A 19589-nucleotide genomic window follows, 5' to 3' on the forward strand; every position below is an offset into this window, starting at 1 on the left:
GCGCCTGCCTCGATGGCCCTCAGCGGTACTTCGCCCCGCCGTCCGCGTCGATCACCACGCCGCTCAGGTAGGACGCGCGCTCGGAGGCGAGGAAGCTGACCAGATCCGCCATCTCCTCGGGCTCCGAGGGCCGCCCGAACGGCAGCGCCTCGAGCAGCTCGCGCCAGCGCGAGGCATCGCCGAAGGCCGTTTCGGCGCGGCTGCGATAGAGCTTCTCGAGCCGCTCGGTGGCGCAGGGCCCGGGGTTGATGCCGACCACCCGCACCCCACGCCGCGTCGAATGCGCGCCTACCGCCTGGGTGAAGGCCACCAGGGCCGCATTGGCGGTCGAGCCGAGGATGTAGTCGTAGCGCGGCGTGACGCCGGCCGCGCCGATCACGTTGACGATCACGCCGCTGCCGCGCGCCATCATCTCCGGCAGCACCAGCTTGGCGAAATCCATGTAGCCGAACAGCTTGAGCTCCCAGCTGGCGCGCCAGGCGGCCTCGTCGATCGCCTCCAGGCCGCCGCCGGGAATCGCACCGGCGTTGTTGACCAGGATGTCGACCGGGCCGACCTCGGCCAGCAGTTCGCGGCGCGCATCCGCGTCGGACAGGTCGAGCGCGCTGGCCTTGACCGGCGTCCCGCAGGCGGCTTCCAGGTCGCGCCTGGCGCGCTCCAGCGGCTCGGGATTCGACGACACCAGGTGCAGGCGGCAGCCTTCCCTGGCCAAGGCCATGGCGCTGGCCATGCCGATGCCCTTCGAGGCACCCGTGACGAGCGCCAGGCGGCCCTTGATACCGAGATCCATGTGGACTCCGTGGGGATGAGAGGAACGGGAGGTCGCGACGGCCGGCGGACAGATCGATGCCCGGGCCTTTCATGCGAATGAATACGAGGATCGTAGCGGAAAACCGGAAAACGCGAGGGACGCCGCGCTAGGCGAGGTTTCAGCGGCTAGCGCGGCGCGATGGCGCGGCCTGGGCAGGCGCCGGGGAAGTCGCCCGCGCGAGGCAGGCGAGCGGGGAATCAGGCAAACGCGCCCTCAATGCACCTTCATCTCGTCGACGAAGGGAAACGGGCTCATGGTGCAGACCACATGGAAATAACCGCCGCGCGCATAGGCGGTGACCTGTTCGAGGCGCTCCGATTCGGCGCCCAGGTGGCGGCCGTCGGCGCCGGTTTCCTCGGTTGCGGTGGGGCCGGCGGAAACAGCGAGGCGACGGGCCCGCGCGGCACCGGGCGCGAGCAGCGAGGCCAGCCGCCCCACCAGGGCGCGCGGCGCCAGTCCGATCGAATTCGACATCATCGGCTCCTTCAAGCATGGATCGAGACTTCAATCTAGCCACGCCCGGCGCCGGCGCCAAACAAGCATTTCCGCTTAGCTTTCCAGGCCCGCGCTCAAACCCGGATCACCAGCTTGCCCTGCACCCGATTGCCTTCCAGCAGTTCATGGGCATGGCGCACCTCGTCAAATTCGAGCGTCTGCTTCAGCAATGAAGGCAGGCGCCGGGCCGCCACGTCGTCGGCGATGGTCCGCAGCGGCGCGGCGTCCAGCGGCAGCGCCGGGGTGCCGAGCAACTGACTGGGGAAGAACGCCAGCCGCGCGGCCGGCGGCAGGTCCGTCATCAGGTTGAACTGGTCGAGCACCGGCGCGCCGCCCAGCAGGCCGATCACCGCCACCGCGCCGAACGGGCGCAGCGTGCTGGCCGTATCGCGCAGCGTCGAGGCGCCGACCACCTCGAGCGCGGCATCGATGCCCTCGGGATGGCGCTTGCGCACCTCGTCGGCCACCGAGCCGCGGTCGACCACCACCTGGTCGGCGCCCATGCCGTGCAGCAGCGCGACGTGCTCGGGCGAGCGCGTGCTGGCCACCACCCGCAGGCCCGAGGCGCGGGCGTAGGTCACGGCCGCCAGCCCGACGCTGGAGGTCGCGCCGCGCACCAGCAGCACCTGCCCCGCCTGGATCCCGAGCGTGTGGTTGAGCGCGCCCCAGATCGTCAGGTAGGCCTGCGGCAGCGCCGCCAGCTCCTCCCAGGACAGGCTGGTGCCGTCCAGGTCGATCACGTTCGAGCGCAGCACCGTCACTTCCTCGGCGTAGCTGCCGTGCCGCGCGAACTGCAGGCCGCCCATCACCGTGGCCACGCGCTGGCCGGCCCGGAAGGTTCCCGAGGGATCCTCCAGCACCTCGCCCACCGCCTCGATGCCGGGCACCCGCGGCCCCTCGATCGGGCCCATCTTGCCGGCGCGCAAGTAGGTTTCGGCGCGGTTGAGCCCGAAGGCGCGCACGCGGATGCGTACTTCGTCGGCGCGCGGCGCCACCGAGGGAATGTCGCGTAGTTGCAGGACTTCGGGTCCACCCGCGCGTTCGATCACATAGGCTTTCATGATGATTCCTTTGGTAGGAGTTCTGATCGATTCCTCCGCCCGGCGGGCATCGGAATGGCAGCCGTCCTCAGGCGAAGCGCAGCACCTCGGCGGTCGGTTTGCGCGGTTTTTGCGGCCAGTTGCCGCTCGCGGCGTAACCCACCGTCAGCAGCATCACCGGCACCTCGGTCGGCGCCAGGCCGAAGACCGAGGCGACGCCGGCCGGGTCGAAACCGATCATCGGTCCCGAGGCCAACCCGCGATCCTGCGCCGCGATCATCAGCGTCATGGCTGCCAGCGAAGCCGAGCGAATCGCCTCGTCGCGCTGGAACGCCGGGTTGTTGGCGTACATGTTGGTGGCCGCGCCGGTCCAGCCGTCGAACACGGCCTGGTCGATGATGCCTTGCTCGAGCGAGGGCGAAAGCGCCGCCGGCAGCGTGCGATGCGGCTCCAGCGTGCCGCACACGATGAAGGTCACGGCCGCGTCGGCCACCTTCTGCTGCCCGTAGGCCAGCGGCAGCAGCCGGGCCTTGGCCGCCTCGCTGCGCACGGCCACGAACTTCCAGTTCTGGAGGTTGAAGGCGGAAGGTGCCGTAGTCGCCAGGGCGACCAGCTCGTCGATCTGCGCATCGCTCAGCGTGCGAGCCGGGTCGTAGCGGTTGGTGGAAATACGCGTTTTCAAGAGGTTTTCAAGGCTTGACATGCTTTTCTCCGTCGGGGTGAGGGGGAACACGGCTCTACTATGCAAGCCGCCCGGCGCGAGACATAGCCCTAAAGCTGACACCCGGCCTCTCGAAAATGAGAGGATGACGGACCTGGGCACGACGATCGCGCCATGCCCGCCCCTCAACCCGAAACGAGTTGCCGCCATGGACCTGAATGCCGTCGAGATGTTCGTCACCGTGGTGCAGGCCGGCAGCCTGTCCGCCGCCTCGGCCCGCACCGGCGTGCCGCTGCCCACCCTGAGCCGCCGCATCAAGCAGTTGGAGGGAGAGCTCGCGGTGCAGTTGCTGGAGCGCTCGGTGCGCGGCACGCGGCTGACCGATGCCGGTCTGCGCCTCTACGAGCACGCCAGCCGCGGCATCGAGGCGCTGGTCGAGGCGCGCGAGGCGGTGGTCGGCGCCCAGCACGAGCTGAAGGGCTTCCTGCGCCTGTCGCTGCCGCCTTCCTTCGATATCTGGTGGGACCTGCTCGGCGCGTTCCAGGCGCGTTATCCGGGGATCCGCCTGTTCGTGTACACCACCGAGCGGCGCGTCGACCTGATCGTCGACGGCATCGACGTGGCGCTGCGGGTGGGCGCCATCGAGCACGAGTCGATGGTGGCGCGCAAGGTGGTGGCCTACCGGCATCGCCTGGTGGCCAGCCCCGCGCTACTGGCGCGCCTGGGCACGCCCTCGACGCCCGAGGACCTGCACGCGCTGCCCTGTGCGACCTGGGGGCTCGGCGCCTATGCCCAGCCGGTATGGCGCCTGGGCGGGGTGGAGTTCCTGCCGCGCCCGGTGCTGTCGACCAACGACTACGCGCAGCTTCGCAAGCGCGCGCTCGACGGCCAGGTGCTGACCGAGCTGCCGCCCTTCCTGGTTGCCGGGGACCTGCGCGAGGGGCGCCTGAGCGCAGTGCTCGAGGACCATCCGCTGCCGTACCAGGAGCTGAACCTGCTCTACCCCTCGCACCGGCATCCGTCCTCGATCGTCAAGGCCTACCTGGACTTCTGCCGGGAATACTGGATCGCGAAGCCGGACGCGGCGGCGTGGTGAGGCGCGAAACCAGGCCATGAAAGCGGAACGGGCCTGCACCGCGCGGACCCAGCCCCGTTCCGTTCTGCCGGATTCACTTGGCTAGCGCGCGGATCCGCCATGCCGAATGGACTAACGTCCTTCTCGACGGCAATATCACGCCAACGGGGCAATACCTTGCTGCATCATCGATCGAACCTGGCCATGATAAATATTCGCAATCTGCCTGCCATCGCGGCGCTCCTCATCGGCGCTCTTTTCCTGACATCCTGCACCACGCCGCCGAGCAAGGACAACCCGCCTGACACCATCGCCTCCTCCAGGGCGGGCCTTTCCTGCCGCATGGTCAAACCTGCCTATCCCGAGGCGCTGGCGAAAGCGGGCGGCCATGGAATTGCCTATCTTTACTTCGAAGTCAGTCCGACCGGATCGATTGAAAACATCACAGTGAGGAAGTCGAGCGGTTCCACCGAGCTCGATCACTCCGCGACAGTCGCATTACGCGCCAGTCATTGCGAACCGTATATTGAAAATGGAAAACCGATACGGGTTTCCGTCACCCAACCGTACAACTTTTCATTGACGCAATACCCACCCGGCACATATAGCGAGGCATCCAAGGCGGCGATCGAACTTCTTCGAAACCAGCCGGCCGAGCAAGAGAGTATCGGCCGCTCCTATCGGGTCGCCATTCCCCTGTGCGATGTCCGGCGGACGCCTAATCAGAACGCACCTGCACTGAAAACCTACCCTCAGGGGACGACGCTTACCGTATTCCAGCGGCAACATGAATTCGCGCGGATTTCGCCGGATGGCCAGCCGCCGGAGTGGATCGTCTTTTCACTGCTTCAACCGTGAGCGGTGCCGCTCGTCGCGCAGCTGCAAAGCGCGCCGAGCCGGGCATCACCATCGCGACACCCGGCACGGCCCAGGCGAGCCGCCACCTCAGCCCTCCACGGCCGCGCGTATCGGCGTCTCGCCGCGCGCCAGCACCGGCACCAGCGCCTGCCCGGTATGGCTGGCCGCCACGCGCGCCAGCGCTTCCGGCGGCGCCGCCGCCACGATCGCGCCGCCGCCCGTGCCGCCTTCCGGCCCGAGGTCGATGATCCAGTCGGCCTCGGCGATCACGTCGAGGTCGTGCTCGATCACCACCACGCTGTGCCCGCCGTCCACCAGCCGGTGCAGCACGCGGATCAGCTTGGCCACGTCGGCCATGTGCAGGCCGACGGTGGGCTCGTCGAGCACGTAGAGCGTGTGCGGCGCCTTCTGCCCGCGCCGGGTGATGTCGTCGCGCACCTTGCTCAGCTCGGTGACCAGCTTGATGCGCTGCGCCTCGCCGCCCGACAGCGTCGGCGAGGGCTGGCCCAGCGTCAGGTAGCCGAGCCCGACGTCCTTCATCAGCTGCAGCGGATGGGCGATGTTCGAGATCGGCGCGAAGAACTCCACCGCCTCGTCGATCTCCATGGTCAGCACCTCGCCGATGTTGCGTCCGCGCCAGCTGACGGCCAGCGTCTCGGGATTGAAGCGCTGCCCGTGGCACACGTCGCAGGGCACCTTCACGTCGGGCAGGAAGCTCATGCCGATGGTGCGCACGCCCTGCCCCTCGCAGGCCGGGCAACGCCCGTCGCCGGTGTTGAAGGAGAAGCGTGAGGCGGTGTAGCCGCGCGCGCGGGCCTCCAGCGTGTCGGCGAACAGCTTGCGGATGGTGTCCCACACGCCGATGTAGGTGGCCGGGCAGGAACGCGGCGTCTTGCCGATCGGCGTCTGGTCGACCTCCAGCACGCGGTCGATCGACTCCCAGCCGGTGATCGACTCGCAGCCCTGCCAGGCATGCGTGACGTTCAGCGAGGGCCGCGGCGCGCGGCGCGCCAGCACGCTGCCACGCTGGCCGGCCGGCGCCGCGTCCTGGCCGGCGGCCTTGCGCGCGCGGCGCGTGGCCGGCGAGGACAGCACCGAGCGCCCCACCGCGTCGAGCAGGTTGGCCATCAGCACGTCGCGCGCCAAGGTGGACTTGCCCGAGCCGCTAACGCCCGTCACCGCCACCAGCCGCGCCAGCGGAATCCCCACCGTGACCTCGCGCAGATTGTGCAGCTTGCCGCCATGCACGGTCAGCCATTGCTCCGGCACCGCCTGCGCGCCCTTGCGGCCCGGCGGCACCACGCTGCGGCGCGACTGCAGCGGATGCACGATCGGCTCGGCCAGGTAGCGGCCGGTCAGCGAGGCAGATTGCGCGGACAGGTCGGCCACGCCGCCCTGCGCGACCACCGTGCCGCCGCGCTTGCCGGCGCCGGGGCCGACATCGATCACGTGATCGGCGCGGCGGATGGTGTCCTCGTCGTGCTCGACCACCACCAGCGTATTGCCCTTGTCGCCAAGCTTGCGCAGCGCGTTCAGCAGGATCTGGTTGTCGCGCGGGTGCAGGCCGATGGTCGGCTCGTCGAGCACGTAGCAGACGCCCTGCAGGTTGCTGCCGAGCTGCGCGGCCAGCCGGATGCGCTGCGCCTCGCCGCCCGACAGGCTGGGCGCGGCGCGGTCCAGGCTCAGGTAGCCGAGCCCGACCTCCTCCAGGAAGGCCAGGCGGCTGCCGATCTCGCTGACGATGTCGCGCGCGATCTGCGCGTCGCGCCCCTCGAGCCGCAGCGCGTCGATCCACTCGCGCGTCTGCGAGACGGTCCATTGCGCGACCTCGACGATCGAGTGCGCGTCGAAGGTGACCGCGCGCGCCGAGGGATTCAGGCGCGTGCCATGGCAATCCGGGCAGGGCTGGTCGCCCAGGCCTTCCGGCTCCTGCTCCTCGGACGGCAGGGTCTGCTCGCGGCCGCGGCCGTCCTCGGCGCCCAGCACCGTGTCGTCGTAGGCGGCGCGCTGCTCGCGCGTGAGCGCCAGGCCCGTGCCCACGCAGGTGGTGCACCAGCCATGCTTGCTGTTGTACGAAAACATGCGCGGGTCCAGCTCGGGATAGCTGGTGCCGCACACCGGGCAGGCGCGCTTGACCGACAGCACCTTGGTCTGGCCGATCCGCGCGGCCGCCCCGCGCCCGGCCAGCGCCTCGCCCAGGCCGTCGAGCGGCGCGAGCAGGTGCAGCACGCCCTTGCCGATCTCGAGTGTCTCGTCCAGGCGGCGGCGCAGCTCGGACTCGTTGTCGGGCGACACCACCAGATCGGCCACCGGCAGCTCGATGGTGTGTTCGCGGAAGCGGTCGAGCTTGGGCCAGGGGTCGACCGGCACGAATTCGCCGTCCACGCGCAGGTGCGAGTTGCCGCGCGCCTTGGCCCACTTGGCCAGGTCGGTATAGACGCCCTTGCGGTTGACCACCAGCGGCGCGAGCAGCCCGACGTGCTGGCCGCGATGGTCGCGCAGCAGTTGCGCGGCGATCGACTCCACCGTCTGCGAGGTGACCGGCGTGCCGTCGTGGATGCAGTGCTGCAGGCCCAGCTTCACGTACAGCAGGCGCAGGAAGTGCCAGACCTCGGAGGTGGTGGCCACCGTGCTCTTGCGGCCGCCGCGCGACAGGCGCTGCTCGATCGCCACAGTGGGCGGGATGCCGTACACGGCATCCACCTCGGGGCGCCCGGCCGGCTGCACGATCGAGCGCGCGTAGGCGTTCAGCGATTCGAGGTAGCGGCGCTGCCCCTCGTGGAACAGGATGTCGAAGGCCAGCGTCGACTTGCCCGAGCCGGACACGCCGGTGATCACGTTGAACTTGCCGTGCGGGATGTCGACATCGAGCGACTTCAGGTTGTGCTCGCGCGCATTGACGATGCGCACCACGTCCTCGCCCTCGATGGCGCGCCGCTCGCGCACCGCGTTGAGCTTGGCCTGCAGCGGCACGCCGTGCTCGGCAAGCTCCGCCTCGGCGGCCATGGCGCGCTCGTACTGCGCCAGCGCCGCGCCGGTATGCGAGCCGGCGCAGGCCTTGACGTCCTCGGGCGTGCCGGCGCACAGCACCAGGCCGCCGCCGTCGCCGCCTTCCGGGCCCAGGTCGATCAGCCAGTCGGCGGCGCGGATCACGTCCAGGTTGTGCTCGATCACGATCAGCGAATGGCCGCTCGCCAGCAGCTTGCCGAAGGCCTGCATGAGCTTGGCGATGTCGTCGAAGTGCAGCCCGGTGGTGGGCTCGTCGAACATGAACAGGCGCTCGGCGCTCGCCGCCTTGGCCGCCTTGGCACCGGTAGCGCGCGCGCTGCCCGCCGCCGCCGATTCGGCCAGGAAGCCGGCCAGCTTCAGGCGCTGGGCCTCGCCGCCCGACAGGGTCGGCACCGGCTGGCCGAGCTTCACGTATTCGAGCCCGACGTCGACGATCGGCTGCAGCACGCGCAGCACCTCGGCGTCGCCGGCGAAGAAGGCCGCCGCCTCGCTGACGGTCAGGTCCAGCACCTCGGCCACGTTGAGCAAACGGCCGCCGCGCTCGATGCGCACCTCCAGGATCTCGGGGCGATAACGCCGGCCGTCGCAATCGGGGCAGCGCAGGTAGACGTCGCTGAGGAACTGCATCTCGACGTGCTCGAAGCCGGAGCCGCCGCAGGTCGGGCAGCGCCCCTCGCCGGTGTTGAAGCTGAACATGCCGGCGCCGTAGCCGCGCTGCAGCGCCAGCGGCGCCTTCGCGAACAGCTTGCGGATCTCGTCGAAGGCGCCCACGTAGCTGGCCGGGTTCGAGCGGGTGGTCTTGCCGATCGGCGACTGGTCGACGAACACCACGTCGCTGACCTGGTCGGCGCCGGCCAGGCGCCGGAACGCGCCCGGCGCCTCGGTGGCCTTGCCCATGTGGCGCGCCATGGCCGGATAGAGCACGTCCTGCAGCAGGGTCGACTTGCCCGAGCCCGACACGCCGGTCAGGCAGACCAGCCGCTGCAGCGGGATCTCGACCGTGACGTCGCGCAGGTTGTGCTCGCTGGCGCCTTCCAGCACCAGCCGCGGCGTGCTCGCGTCCACCGCGCGGCGCGACCATTGCGAGGCATGCGCCACCTCGCGGCGGCCGCCCAGGTAGGCGCCGGTCAGCGTGTCGGCCGAGCGGATCTCGCCGGGCGTGCCGTCGTAGACGATGCTGCCGCCGCGCTCGCCGGGGCCGGGGCCCATGTCGATCAGGCGGTCGGCGGCCAGCATCACCGAGGGATCGTGCTCGACCACCACCAGCGTGTTGCCGGCGTCGCGCAGCCGCTGCATGGCCTCGACGATGCGGTTCAGGTCGCGCGGATGCAGGCCGATGCTGGGCTCGTCGAGCACGAACAGGGTCTTGGTCAGCGAGGTGCCCAGCGCGGTGGTCAGGTTGATGCGCTGCACCTCGCCGCCCGACAGGGTGCGGCTCTGGCGGTCCAGCGTCAGGTAGCCGAGGCCGACGTCGCAGAGGTATTTCAGGCGCGTGCGCACCTCGGCCAGCAGCAGCTTGAGCGCATCGTCGAGCAGCGCGCTGGGCAGGCTGATGCCGTCGAAGAAACGGCGGATCCGCTCGATCGGCAGCAGCATCAGGTCGTGCACGGTCAGGCCCGGCAGCGCCTCCAGCTGGGCGCGGCTCCAGTCGACGCCGCGCGGCATGAAGCGCGCGGCCGGCGCCAGCACCGCGTCGGCGTCGGCCTTCGAGCCGAGCCGCCACAGCAGCGATTCGGTCTTCAGGCGCGCGCCGCCGCAGACTTCGCAGGGCGTGTAGCTGCGGTACTTCGAGAGCAGCACGCGGATGTGCATCTTGTAGGCCTTCGACTCCAGATAGCCGAAGAAGCGCTTCACGCCGTACCACTGGGTCTGCCACTTGCCGTCCCAGTCGGGCGAGCCGTTGATCACCCAGTCGCGCTCGGCGTCCGTGAGCTCGCCCCAGGGCGTGCCGCGACGGATCCTGGCGCGCTCGGCATAGCGCATCAGGTCGTCCTGGCACTCCTTCCAGGCCGGCGTCTGCATCGGCTTGATCGCGCCCTCGCGCAGCGTCTTGCGCGCGTCGGGAATCACCAGGCCCAGGTCGACGCCGATCACGCGGCCGAAACCGCGGCAGGTCTCGCAGGCGCCATAGGCCGAGTTGAACGAGAACAGCGCCGCCTGCGGCTCGGCATAGCGCAGGTCGCTGTCGGGATGGTGCAGGCCGGTGGAGAAGCGCCAGACCTGCGGCTCGGGCGCGGCTTGGTCGGCGTTCTCCGGCGCCGGCGCCAGCACGTAGACGTTGACGCGGCCGGCGCCGCGCCTGAGCGATGCCTCGATCGCCTCGACCACGCGCGCCTTCTCCGTGTGCTGCAGGCGGAAGCGGTCGGCCACCACGTCGAGCACCTTGCGCGTGCCCGCCTCGGACACCACCTCGCGCTGCGCCTGCACGCGCGTGTAGCCGCTCGCCGACAGCCACTGCTCGACCTCCTCGGCCGTCACCGCCTCGGGCAGCTCGACCGGGAAGGTCACCACCAGACGCGGGTCCTCGCCGGCCGTGCGCGCGGCCAGCTCGGCGTAGATCGTCTCGGGCGTGTCATGCCGCACCGGCTGCGCGGTCTTGCGGTCGAACAGCTCGGCCGCGCGCGCGTAGAGCAGCTTCAGGTGATCGTTCAGCTCGGTCATGGTGCCGACCGTGGAGCGCGAGCTGCGCACCGGGTTGGTCTGGTCGATCGCGATCGCGGGCGGCACGCCGTCCACGCGGTCCACCTGGGGGCGGTCCATGCGGTCCAGGAACTGCCGCGCATAGGCGCTGAAGGTCTCGACGTAGCGGCGCTGGCCCTCGGCATAGAGCGTGTCGAACACCAGGCTCGACTTGCCCGACCCCGACGGACCGGTCACGACCGTCATCTCGCCGGTGCGCAGGTCGAGATCGACATTCTTGAGATTGTGCTGGCGTGCTCCGCGAATGCGGATCAGATGGCTGGATGACAATTGGCCTGTCCGTATGAAGGGGTTGAACGGGTCTGGCGGGCCGCGAGGCTGCGTCATGCCCGAATGACTGCGACACTATACTGTATATTCATACAGCCTTCACGGCACCCCGCGGGCTGGGGATGACGGCGGCATCCGGGCGGATACGCCCGGCAGGAAGACAGGGCCGGCCGAGGCCGGTTCCCGCTTCAGTCGAGCGGCGGCACCGCGCCTTCCGAGAGGGTCTTGAGCAGGCGCGCGCGGCGCCGCTCGAGCTCGGCGATCTGGCGCTCGATGGCCGCCAGGCGCTGGCGCTGCACCTCGCTGATCTGGTCGCAGGAGCGCGCGCCCTCGATCAGCAGCATGCAGTCGGGGAAACCGCGGATCTCGTCGAGCGTGAAGCCGGTCGCGATCATGCGCTGGATCTGCCTGACCTGCGCGACCGCCTGCGCCGGGAAGCGGCGATAGCCGTTGCCGGCGCGCGACGAGGCCAGCAGGCCATGCCCGTCGTAGTGGCGGATCGAGCGCACGCTGGCGCCGGTGCGCTCGGCCAGCGCGCCGATCGTCAGCCATTCCGGGGAGGTCGAGGCGTTCATGGGCGGCAGGCTAGCATGTTTCGCTTGACCCTCACACTGGTGTGAGGGTCGAGACTGGGTGGACCTTCACTTCAGAGGAATCCCCTCGTGTCCGCTCGTTCGTTGTTTCCCTCCCTGTCCCGCCTGCTGCTGGCCGTGCTGTCGTCGGCCACGCTGTTCGCCGTCGCGCCCGCCGCGCAGGCCGCCCCCGACCACGACTCCGTCACCTCGAAGGACGGCGTGAAAATCGCCGTCGAGGAAAGCGGCAATCCCGACGGCCCCGCCGTGATCCTGATCCATGGCCTGCTCGGCAGCCGCCTGGACTGGGATGCCCAACTGCAAAGCCCGGACTTGCGCCGGTTCCGGCTGATCAGCTATGACCTGCGCGGCCACGGCTTGTCCGACAAACCCGCCGGCGCCGAGCCGTATCATGACGGGCGCCGCTGGGCCGACGACCTCGACGCGGTGATCCGCGGCGCGCATGCCAAACGGCCGGTGCTGGTGGGCTGGTCGCTGGGCGGCGTGGTGATCTCCAACTACCTGGCCGCCTATGGCGATGGCAATATCGGCGGCGCCGTGTACGTGGATGGCGTGGTCGAGCTGAAGCCGGAGCAGTTGGTGAGCCATCCCGAGGTTTACCGGGACATGACATCGCCCGAGCTGCGGACGCATCTCGACGGCGAGCGCCGCTTCCTGGCGCTGTGCTTCCACCGCCAGCCCGATGCCGCGCTGTTCGAGCGGCTGCTCGCCAATGCCGCGATGGCCTCGTGGGACATGCAGCGCGCGGTGCCGGGCATGACCGTGTCGGCCGCCGCGGGCCTGAGCCGCGCACGCGTGCCGCTGCTGTTCATCCAAGGCGGCCGCGACGCGCTGGTCGATACGCCGGCCGCCCTGGCCCGCGCCCGCGCGCTGAACCCGCGCATCGCGAGCAAGCTGTACGAGGAATCGGGCCACGCGCCCTTCATCGAGGAACCCGAGCGCTTCAACCGCGATCTGGCCGATTTCGTCGAATCGCTGCCCGCCGCACAACCCTGAACCAACGAGGCAAGCATGAGCATCGACACGCCGCCGCCCGGCGACGACGATTTTTTCCCCGGCTTCGCGCCGCTCGAGATCGAGGCCGGCGAGGTGGCGTTTCGCGGCCGGATCGGCGGCGGCGGGCCGCCGGTCCTGCTGCTGCACGGTTATCCGCAGACGCATCTGGCCTGGCGCCGGATCGCGCCGACGCTGGCGCGCTCGCACACGGTGATCGTGCCGGACCTGCCCGGCTACGGCGCCAGCCGCATCCGCCAGCCGTCGCCGCGCTGGAGCAAGCGGCGCGTGGCCGGGGCGCTGCTCGCGCTGATGGACGCGCTCGGCCATCCGCGCTTCGCGGTGGTCGGCCACGATCGCGGCGCGCGCGCCGGCTACCGGCTCGCGCTCGACCACCCGCGGCGCGTGAGCGCCTATGCCTCGCTGAGCGTGGTGCCCACGCTCGATGCCTTCGCCGGCGTCGACCGGACCTTCGCGTTGCACGCCTGGCACTGGTTCTTCCTGGCGCAGCCGGCCGGGCTGCCGGAGCGGATGCTGGCGGCCGACCCCGATGCCTTCATCGATGCCGCGCTGGCCAGGATGGCCGGCGGCCTGGAGCGGATCGAGCCGCGCGCGCTCGCGGCCTATCGCGCCGCGTTCCGCGATCCCGAGGTGCGTCACGCGATCTGCGAGGACTATCGCGCGGCGGTGGAGGAGGACCTGGAGCACGACGCGGCCGACCGGGCGGCCGGGCGACGGCTCGACTGCCCGGTGCTGGTGCTGTGGGGGGAGAAGGAGCGCAAGACCGGCGCGCCCTCGCCCGTCGAGATTTGGTCGCGCTGGGCCGCGACGGTGAGCGGCCATGGGCTGCCGGCCGGGCATCTGCTGCCCGAGGATGCGCCGCAGCCGGTGCTCGCGGCCTTGGCGGCCTTGCTGGGCGAAAGCGCCTGAGCACGAGGTGGGTGTCGTGCCGGCCGAACGGCTCCGGCGCGCGGCAGCCGGGATACGGCGGCGCATCGCTACGGCGGGCCGCCCTCGTCGGCCCGCGCGCGACTTACTGCGCCGGCGCGGCCGCCGGCGTGGCGAGCGGCTTGTCCTTGGCGACCACGTGCACCGTGATCAGCGCGACCGCCGCCTCGCCGTCGTTGCGCACGCTGTGCGCCACGCCCGCCGGCACCACGAAGGCGCCGCCGGCATGCACCACCTGTTGCGGCTTGCCGGCCACCAGCAGCGTCAGGTCGCCCGACTCGACGTAGCTGATCTCGTCGCCGTCGTGGGTATGCCAGCCGAGCACGCCGCGCGGCGCGACCGTCACGCGCGAGACCACCGCGTGGCGCCCCGGCACCGAGACGTCCTGCGTCAGGACCTCGGTGCGGCTGATGCCGGGCGCCTGCGCGAACGAGGCAGCCGAGGCCAGGAAAAGCGATGCTGCCAGGGCGATGCGTATCGATGTTTTCATGTGGGGCCCGCGTGTGGGTAGGCCCGCTCGGGCAGCCGCACATGGCATTGCGCCGGGCCGCGCCGCGCTCGCGATTTCCGCTGCCGCCGGATTGCCGTTGCGTACACATCGATCGGGTCGGGCTCCCGGCTTACGTTTTACATACAAGACGGCTCGAACCGAGCCTGCCCGCCGATTCCTCGGCGTCACCAAACCGATTTATCATTGCTCGCCAGAACCGGCTCGCAACGGGCGAGCGAGGCGCTGCCCACCCCGGCCGCCGAGGACTCCCTTTCGTTTCGTATGCTCATAACCGACACCGGCGCGACACCGGCCGCGCCAGCGGAAGGCCTGCCGGCGCAGGCCGAATGCGGCGCCCTGCTGCGGCTCGCCTGCGCGCATTTCGGGGTCGACGCGGCGCTGGTCGTCGGCCCCGGCATCGACGGCCCGGCGGCGCTGGCGGCCGAGGGCGCCTGGCCGGCGACCCTGCCGCTCGATCCGTTCGCGTCCGGCCCGGAACAGGATTCGGAACCCGAAGCGATGGTGCTGATGCCCGAGGCGGGGCCGGCCTGCCGGCTGGTCGGCGCGGCCGATGCGCACCGGCCGCGCCTGTTCGCCGCCTGCGCGCTGCGTGACGGCCACGGCACCCGGCTCGGCACCCTGTTCCTGCTCGCCCCCGCGCGCCGCCCTCTCGACGGCTCGGAACACGCCTTCCTGCTCGATCTCGCCGCGCTGGCCGGCCCGGCGCTGGCGCGCGCGCTGGCCTCGCCTGCCCCGGCCCCGGCGCTCGCGGCCGCGAACCCACCCGCCGAAACCACCGACACGATCGACCAGGAATTGATCGCGCTGGCGCTGAACGGCAGCGGCACCGGCATCTGGGATCGCGACGTGGCCAGCGGCGAGATCCGCTACTCGCCGGAATGGAAGGCGATCCTCGGTTATGCGCCGCACGAGCTGAGCAGCCGCATCGAGGACGCGGTGGACCGCCTGCACCCCGACGACCGCGCGTATGTCCAGGCGGAGATGCACGCGCACTTCGAGGGCAGGACCGATCGCTACGAGGTCGAGCACCGGATCCTCTGCAAGGACGGCAGCTACAAGTGGATCTGCAGCCGCGGCAAGGTGATCGCCCGCGATGGCGACGGCCGGGCGCTGCGCATGGTGGGCGCGACCACCGACATCACCGCGCTGCGCGAGGCCGCCGCGCGCCTGCAGCAGACCATCGACCTGATCACCAACCTGACCGACGAGGTGGACGGCCTGGTGTTCCAGTATCGCGAGACGGCGGCGGGCGATCGTTTCTTCAGCTACGTGAGCCGCGGCATCCAGCAGATCTACGAACTCGAGCCCTCGCAGGTGGCGGCCAGCGCGGCACCGGTCGAGGCCTGCATCGATCCGCGCGACCTCGCCGCCTACCGGCACTCGTTGCGCGAGTCGGCCGCGCGGCTGACGCCGTGGCGGCTCGAATTCCGCGTGCAGCTGCCGCGCCAGGGCCTGCGCTGGCGGCACGGCGAGGCACGGCCGCAGCGCCTGGCGGACGGCGGCACGCTGTGGCACGGCTTCATCACCGACACCACCGAGCGCAAGCGCATCGAGGCGGAGCTGCACGAGCTCGCCACCATCGACCACCTGACCGAGCTGGCCAACCGGCGCGATTTCCTGGCCCGCAGCGAGGCCGTGTTCATGCGGCTGCGCCACACCGGCAACGGCGAGGCGGCGGTGCTGATGCTCGATCTCGACCACTTCAAGTCGCTCAACGATCGCTGGGGCCATGCGCTCGGCGATCGCGCGCTGCGCCACTTCGCCCAGTTGCTGCGGCAGGAGGCACGCAGCACCGATATCATCGGGCGCATCGGCGGCGAGGAATTCGCGGTGGTGCTGCCGGGCCTGAGCATCGACGCCGCGATCGACTACGGCCTGCGCCTGCAGCAGCGCATGACCAAGGCGCCGCTGGCGGTCGGCGAGCGGCTGGTGGCGCTGACCGTGAGCATCGGCATCGACCGCATGAGCGCCGCCGATCTCGGTGTCGACCAGGTGCTCACGCGCTGCGACAAGGCGCTGTATGTCGCCAAGGCGCGCGGGCGGAATCGGATCGAGTTGTATACGGATTGAAACCTGGGACCTGATGCACGCCGGACCGGGCGGCTACAATCCGGCGGTAGTCGCTTGACGAGACGCATCGTCCATCCCGATCCGCAAAACAAATCGCCCCCGCTCGCCGCATCATGACGACAACAAGAAGAAGCCTGACGCTCATCGCCGCCGGCCTGCTGGCCGGGTCGCTGCAAGCCCATGCCCAATGCGTCGACCTGATCGCGCCGCTCGACGACAGCCAACTGCTGCCCTCGCGCATCGCGCTGATCGACCGCGCCGCGCCCGCCGAGCAGATCCGCATCCTCGCCTACATCTTCGAGCTCGACCAGACCGGCAGCCTGGTGCTGCGCCACCTGGTGCAGGCCGCGCGCCGCGGCGTGCCGGTCAAGCTGCTGATCGACGGCATCGGCCCCGAGCCGCACTACCCGATCGAGGACGAGCTGATCGTCGTCCTGCACCAGGTGGCGCCCGGGCTGGCGCTGCGCATCTTCCACCCGCGCGCGCAACTGGCCGAGCTCTCGCATCGCATGCACGACAAGCTGTTCCTGGTCGGCGACACCGCCGTGATCGGCAGCACCTCGATCTGGGATTCGAGCTTCCGCAACTGGCTCAGCGAGCGCGACCTGATGGTGGCCGGCGACGCCGGCCAGGATGCCTCGACCCTGCATGCCATGCACCAGCATTTCGACCTGTTCTGGGGCAGCGAGGCGGCGGTCAGCCCCGAGCCGGAAAAATTCCTCGGCATCGACTCGCCCTATCGCACCTCGCAGGGTTACGCCACGCTCGATCCGACGCGCATCCGCTACTGGCGCGAGCGCCTGCTGGCGCCGCTCGATATCGATGCGGGCGCAACCGACGCGAACGGTGCCGCCGGTGCCGCCTTCGACCCGAACTGGACCCCGATCGCCTGCGAGCGCCTGCGCTACGTGCACGACCAGCCCGACAAGCGCTCGCCCGGCACGCTGCAGGACATGCTGCACGAATTCGACCGCGCGCAACACGACATCCTCGTCATCAACCCCTACCTGATCCTGGTGCCGGCGCTGCGCGAGGTACTCGAACGCAAGCAACGCGAAGGCGTGCGCGTGAGCCTGGTGAGCGCCTCGCTGGCCAGCACCGCGCAGGAGTTCCCGGCGGTCGGCCGCGCTTATGCCGACCAGTTGCCGGGCCTGGTGAACGCCGGGATCGAGGTGCGCGAGTATCACGACCGCGAGAACCGCATGATGCACGCCAAGCTGGTGCGCATCGACGGCCATCGCTACTACCTCGGCAGCTACAACTTCGATCCGCTGTCGGCGCACGCCAACACGGAAAACGGCCTGTGGATGGATATCCCCGAGGACGGCGCCGATCCGCTGCGCGACAGCGTGGCGTTCTACCTGAGCCACTCGAGCCCGGTGGCCGGCGCCGACGGCCGACTGCTGGAGGATCCCGACGCGCGCTGCCGGGCAGCGGGCTGCGGCGGCGCCTGGGGCTGGGTGACGGGGCTGATCCGCGCTTACCTCTGAGCGCGGATCGCGCATCGCGCCCGGCCGCGAACGCTTCAAGCCGCGCCGCGCGAATCGACGGCCTGCAGGGTGAACAGGCGCACCGCGTCGTCGAGTATCTCGGCCTGCCGCGACAGGCTGTGCGCGGTCGCGGCGCTCTGTTCGACCAGGGCGGCATTGCGCTGCGTGGTGTCGTCCAGGTGCAGCACCGAATCGTTGATGCTGTCGATACCCTGCGACTGCTCCTGGCTCGCGCCGACGACTTCGGCCATGATCGAGCCCACGCGCGTCATCACCTGATCGATCTCGGCCATGCGCGCGGCAGCGTGCGACACGCTCGACGCGCCCTCAAGCGCGACACCGACGTTCGATTCCACGATCGAGCGAATTTCGCGGGAAGCGCCGGCGCAACGCTGTGCCAGGGCCCGGACCTCGCCGGCCACCACCGCGAAGCCCCGGCCCGATTCGCCGGCGCGCGCGGCCTCCACGGCCGCGTTCAAGGCCAGGATGTTGGTCTGGAAGGCAATGGTGTCGATCGTCGCGACAATCGCCACGATCTGCTTGGAGGATTGCGAAATCGCCTCCATGGTCCGCTCGGTGGCCTGCACCGCATCGCAGCCGGTCCGGGTCGTGGCGCGCGCCTGCTCGACGATCTCGTTGGCGTGCCGCGCGGCCTGCGAATTGCTCTTGACGGTTGCGGTCATCTGCTCGAGCGCGGCGGCCGTCTCCTGAAGCGCGGCCGCCTGCATCTCGGTCCGATTCGACAGATCCAGGTTCGCCGCGGCGATCTCCCGAGTCGCGAACTGCAACTGCACGGTTTGCTTGCGCACGTCCGAGACGATCGCCGTCAGATTCAGCTTCAGTTGTCTGAGGCTGCCCTGCACGCCGGAAAACGCGACGTCCGAACGCGGTGGAATCGACACCGTCAGATCACCGGCTGCCAGCCGCGTCGCCATCGCGTCGATTTCGTGGATGCCCGCTTCCAGGCGATGGCTGATGCCCCAGAGCAACCAGAGCACGAAGGCCGTGACCGTCGCGGCGAGAGCGACGCTCCAGAGCGGCTGCGAGGACGCCGATGCGCCATGTAGCCACGCCAGCACCGCGAGTGCACCGGCGCCGCCGGCCAGCAGGGTGCGTGTCGCCGCGCGAACCCGGCCCAGCCTGGCGAACAGCCCGCGCGGGCCCCGCCTCAGCACACGCCCTCCGACCAATCGCCACGAAGCGGTGCCGCCGGCCCGCATGCCCGCATACAAGACCTCCGCCTCGGCGATCTCGGCGCGGGTCGGCCGGGTTCGCACGCTGAGATACCCCACCGCAGCGCCGTTCTCGACGATCGGCGTGACGTTGGCCCGCACCCAGTAGTAACTGCCGTCCTTGCGCCGGTTCTTCACCAGCGCCGTCCAGGCGCGGCCGCCGCGCAGGGTTGCCCACAGATCGGCGAACGCTTCGGCCGGCATGTCCGGATGTCGAATGATGTTGTGGGGCTGACCGATCAATTCCTCGCGATCGAATCCCGACACGTCGATGAAGGCGGGGTTGCAGTAGCGGATGATGCTCGACAGGTCGGTGGCGGACACCAGCATCGCATCCTCCGGGAACGGGTATTCCAGCTCCGTCACGGGCAGGTTCGTACGCATCATCGGGCTCCCGTGCGGACCATCGCACACGCGGGCGGCGGGCAGGCCTCGCCCGAATACCCGCCGCGCGCGATGGCGTCGCCGGAGAACCGCTGCGTGCGGCGGCCTCCTTGTTCGCGAAGTCCGTCGCGGAACCGGCCGTTCGCGCGGCCCTCCAAGCCCCGCATGCCGCCCATTGCGATATCCCGTTGCATCGATCACCTCCATCGTGTGATTGTTTCAATCCGGCACGACTACGGCCGAATGAACTCGATAACGGTTCGATTCGCCGTTGCTGAAGCGAAATGCCACGATGCTTTACATTTTCCCCATTCAAAACCACCATCCCGACCGTGAAGTCGATATATCCATGAAAATACCAACTCAATATCCATATCAATCCATCAAGGCAATAATCATACATATAAAAATGCAATAAAAACAATGACTTGAATTTATTCATCGCCGCT

General features: G+C 69.8%; 14 protein-coding genes. 6 read left to right on the forward strand and 8 right to left on the reverse strand.

What is annotated here, in order from left to right; all coding sequences use genetic code 11:
* Window positions 1-19 precede the first annotated feature (19 nt).
* The 4 genes from FB600_RS02835 to FB600_RS02850 all read right to left on the reverse strand — a co-directional run bounded on the left by FB600_RS02835 (window position 20) and on the right by FB600_RS02850 (window position 3049).
* A complete protein-coding gene (locus FB600_RS02835; RefSeq protein ID WP_013690694.1) occupies window positions 20-790 on the reverse strand; it encodes an SDR family oxidoreductase in 771 nt (256 codons plus the stop codon).
* Window positions 791-1024: 234 nt separating this feature from the next.
* A complete protein-coding gene (locus FB600_RS02840) occupies window positions 1025-1285 on the reverse strand; it encodes a hypothetical protein (protein ID WP_145756208.1) in 261 nt (86 codons plus the stop codon).
* A 95-nt stretch (window positions 1286-1380) separates the two neighbouring features.
* A complete protein-coding gene (locus FB600_RS02845; RefSeq protein WP_145756209.1) occupies window positions 1381-2367 on the reverse strand; it encodes a zinc-binding dehydrogenase in 987 nt (328 codons plus the stop codon).
* Window positions 2368-2434: 67 nt separating this feature from the next.
* The gene (locus FB600_RS02850) at window positions 2435-3049 is read right to left on the reverse strand and encodes a nitroreductase family protein (RefSeq protein ID WP_145756210.1); all 615 of its coding nucleotides are present in this window, start codon (window positions 3047-3049) and stop codon (window positions 2435-2437) included.
* Between the two features lie 166 nt (window positions 3050-3215).
* Between FB600_RS02850 and FB600_RS02855 the strand changes: the two genes are divergently transcribed.
* Window positions 3216-4103 (forward strand): LysR family transcriptional regulator, encoded by an 888-nt coding sequence (locus tag FB600_RS02855; RefSeq protein ID WP_046582186.1) that lies wholly within the window; start codon window positions 3216-3218, stop codon window positions 4101-4103.
* A gap of 183 nt (window positions 4104-4286) precedes the next feature.
* Window positions 4287-4940, forward strand: coding sequence for an energy transducer TonB (locus tag FB600_RS02860; RefSeq protein ID WP_080959769.1), 654 nt, complete (start codon window positions 4287-4289; stop codon window positions 4938-4940).
* 87 nt (window positions 4941-5027) lie between these two features.
* On the opposite strand, the gene uvrA is transcribed toward FB600_RS02860, so the two are convergent.
* Together uvrA and FB600_RS02870 are read right to left on the reverse strand one after the other, a co-directional pair.
* Window positions 5028-10919 (reverse strand): excinuclease ABC subunit UvrA, encoded by a 5892-nt coding sequence (gene uvrA / locus FB600_RS02865; RefSeq protein WP_145756212.1) that lies wholly within the window; start codon window positions 10917-10919, stop codon window positions 5028-5030.
* Between the two features lie 188 nt (window positions 10920-11107).
* Window positions 11108-11494: a MerR family transcriptional regulator gene (locus tag FB600_RS02870; protein ID WP_096751432.1), complete on the reverse strand. Its 387-nt coding sequence runs from the start codon at window positions 11492-11494 to the stop codon at window positions 11108-11110.
* An 87-nt stretch (window positions 11495-11581) separates the two neighbouring features.
* Here FB600_RS02870 and FB600_RS02875 point away from each other — a divergent pair, with 87 nt between their 5' ends.
* Window positions 11582-12508, forward strand: a complete 927-nt coding sequence (locus tag FB600_RS02875) for an alpha/beta fold hydrolase (protein ID WP_145756213.1) — start codon at window positions 11582-11584, stop codon at window positions 12506-12508.
* Between the two features lie 15 nt (window positions 12509-12523).
* The gene (locus tag FB600_RS02880) at window positions 12524-13435 is read left to right on the forward strand and encodes an alpha/beta fold hydrolase (RefSeq protein ID WP_096751434.1); all 912 of its coding nucleotides are present in this window, start codon (window positions 12524-12526) and stop codon (window positions 13433-13435) included.
* A 103-nt stretch (window positions 13436-13538) separates the two neighbouring features.
* On the opposite strand, the gene FB600_RS02885 is transcribed toward FB600_RS02880, so the two are convergent.
* The gene (locus tag FB600_RS02885) at window positions 13539-13943 is read right to left on the reverse strand and encodes a cupin domain-containing protein (protein ID WP_098152819.1); all 405 of its coding nucleotides are present in this window, start codon (window positions 13941-13943) and stop codon (window positions 13539-13541) included.
* A gap of 282 nt (window positions 13944-14225) precedes the next feature.
* Here FB600_RS02885 and FB600_RS02890 point away from each other — a divergent pair, with 282 nt between their 5' ends.
* Complete coding sequence (locus FB600_RS02890) at window positions 14226-16034, forward strand: sensor domain-containing diguanylate cyclase (RefSeq protein ID WP_098152821.1); 1809 nt, start codon at window positions 14226-14228, stop codon at window positions 16032-16034.
* A gap of 113 nt (window positions 16035-16147) precedes the next feature.
* Complete coding sequence (locus FB600_RS02895) at window positions 16148-17524, forward strand: phospholipase D-like domain-containing protein (protein ID WP_096751437.1); 1377 nt, start codon at window positions 16148-16150, stop codon at window positions 17522-17524.
* 35 nt (window positions 17525-17559) lie between these two features.
* On the opposite strand, the gene FB600_RS02900 is transcribed toward FB600_RS02895, so the two are convergent.
* On the reverse strand, window positions 17560-19347 hold the full coding sequence (locus FB600_RS02900) for a PAS domain-containing methyl-accepting chemotaxis protein (RefSeq protein ID WP_261383321.1): 1788 nt from the start codon (window positions 19345-19347) through the stop codon (window positions 17560-17562).
* Window positions 19348-19589: the final 242 nt, after the last annotated feature.

It is taken from the genome of Burkholderia sp. SJZ089 (genome assembly GCF_007828315.1).
In the GTDB taxonomy this organism is placed as follows: Bacteria; Pseudomonadota; Gammaproteobacteria; order Burkholderiales; family Burkholderiaceae; genus Burkholderia; species Burkholderia gladioli.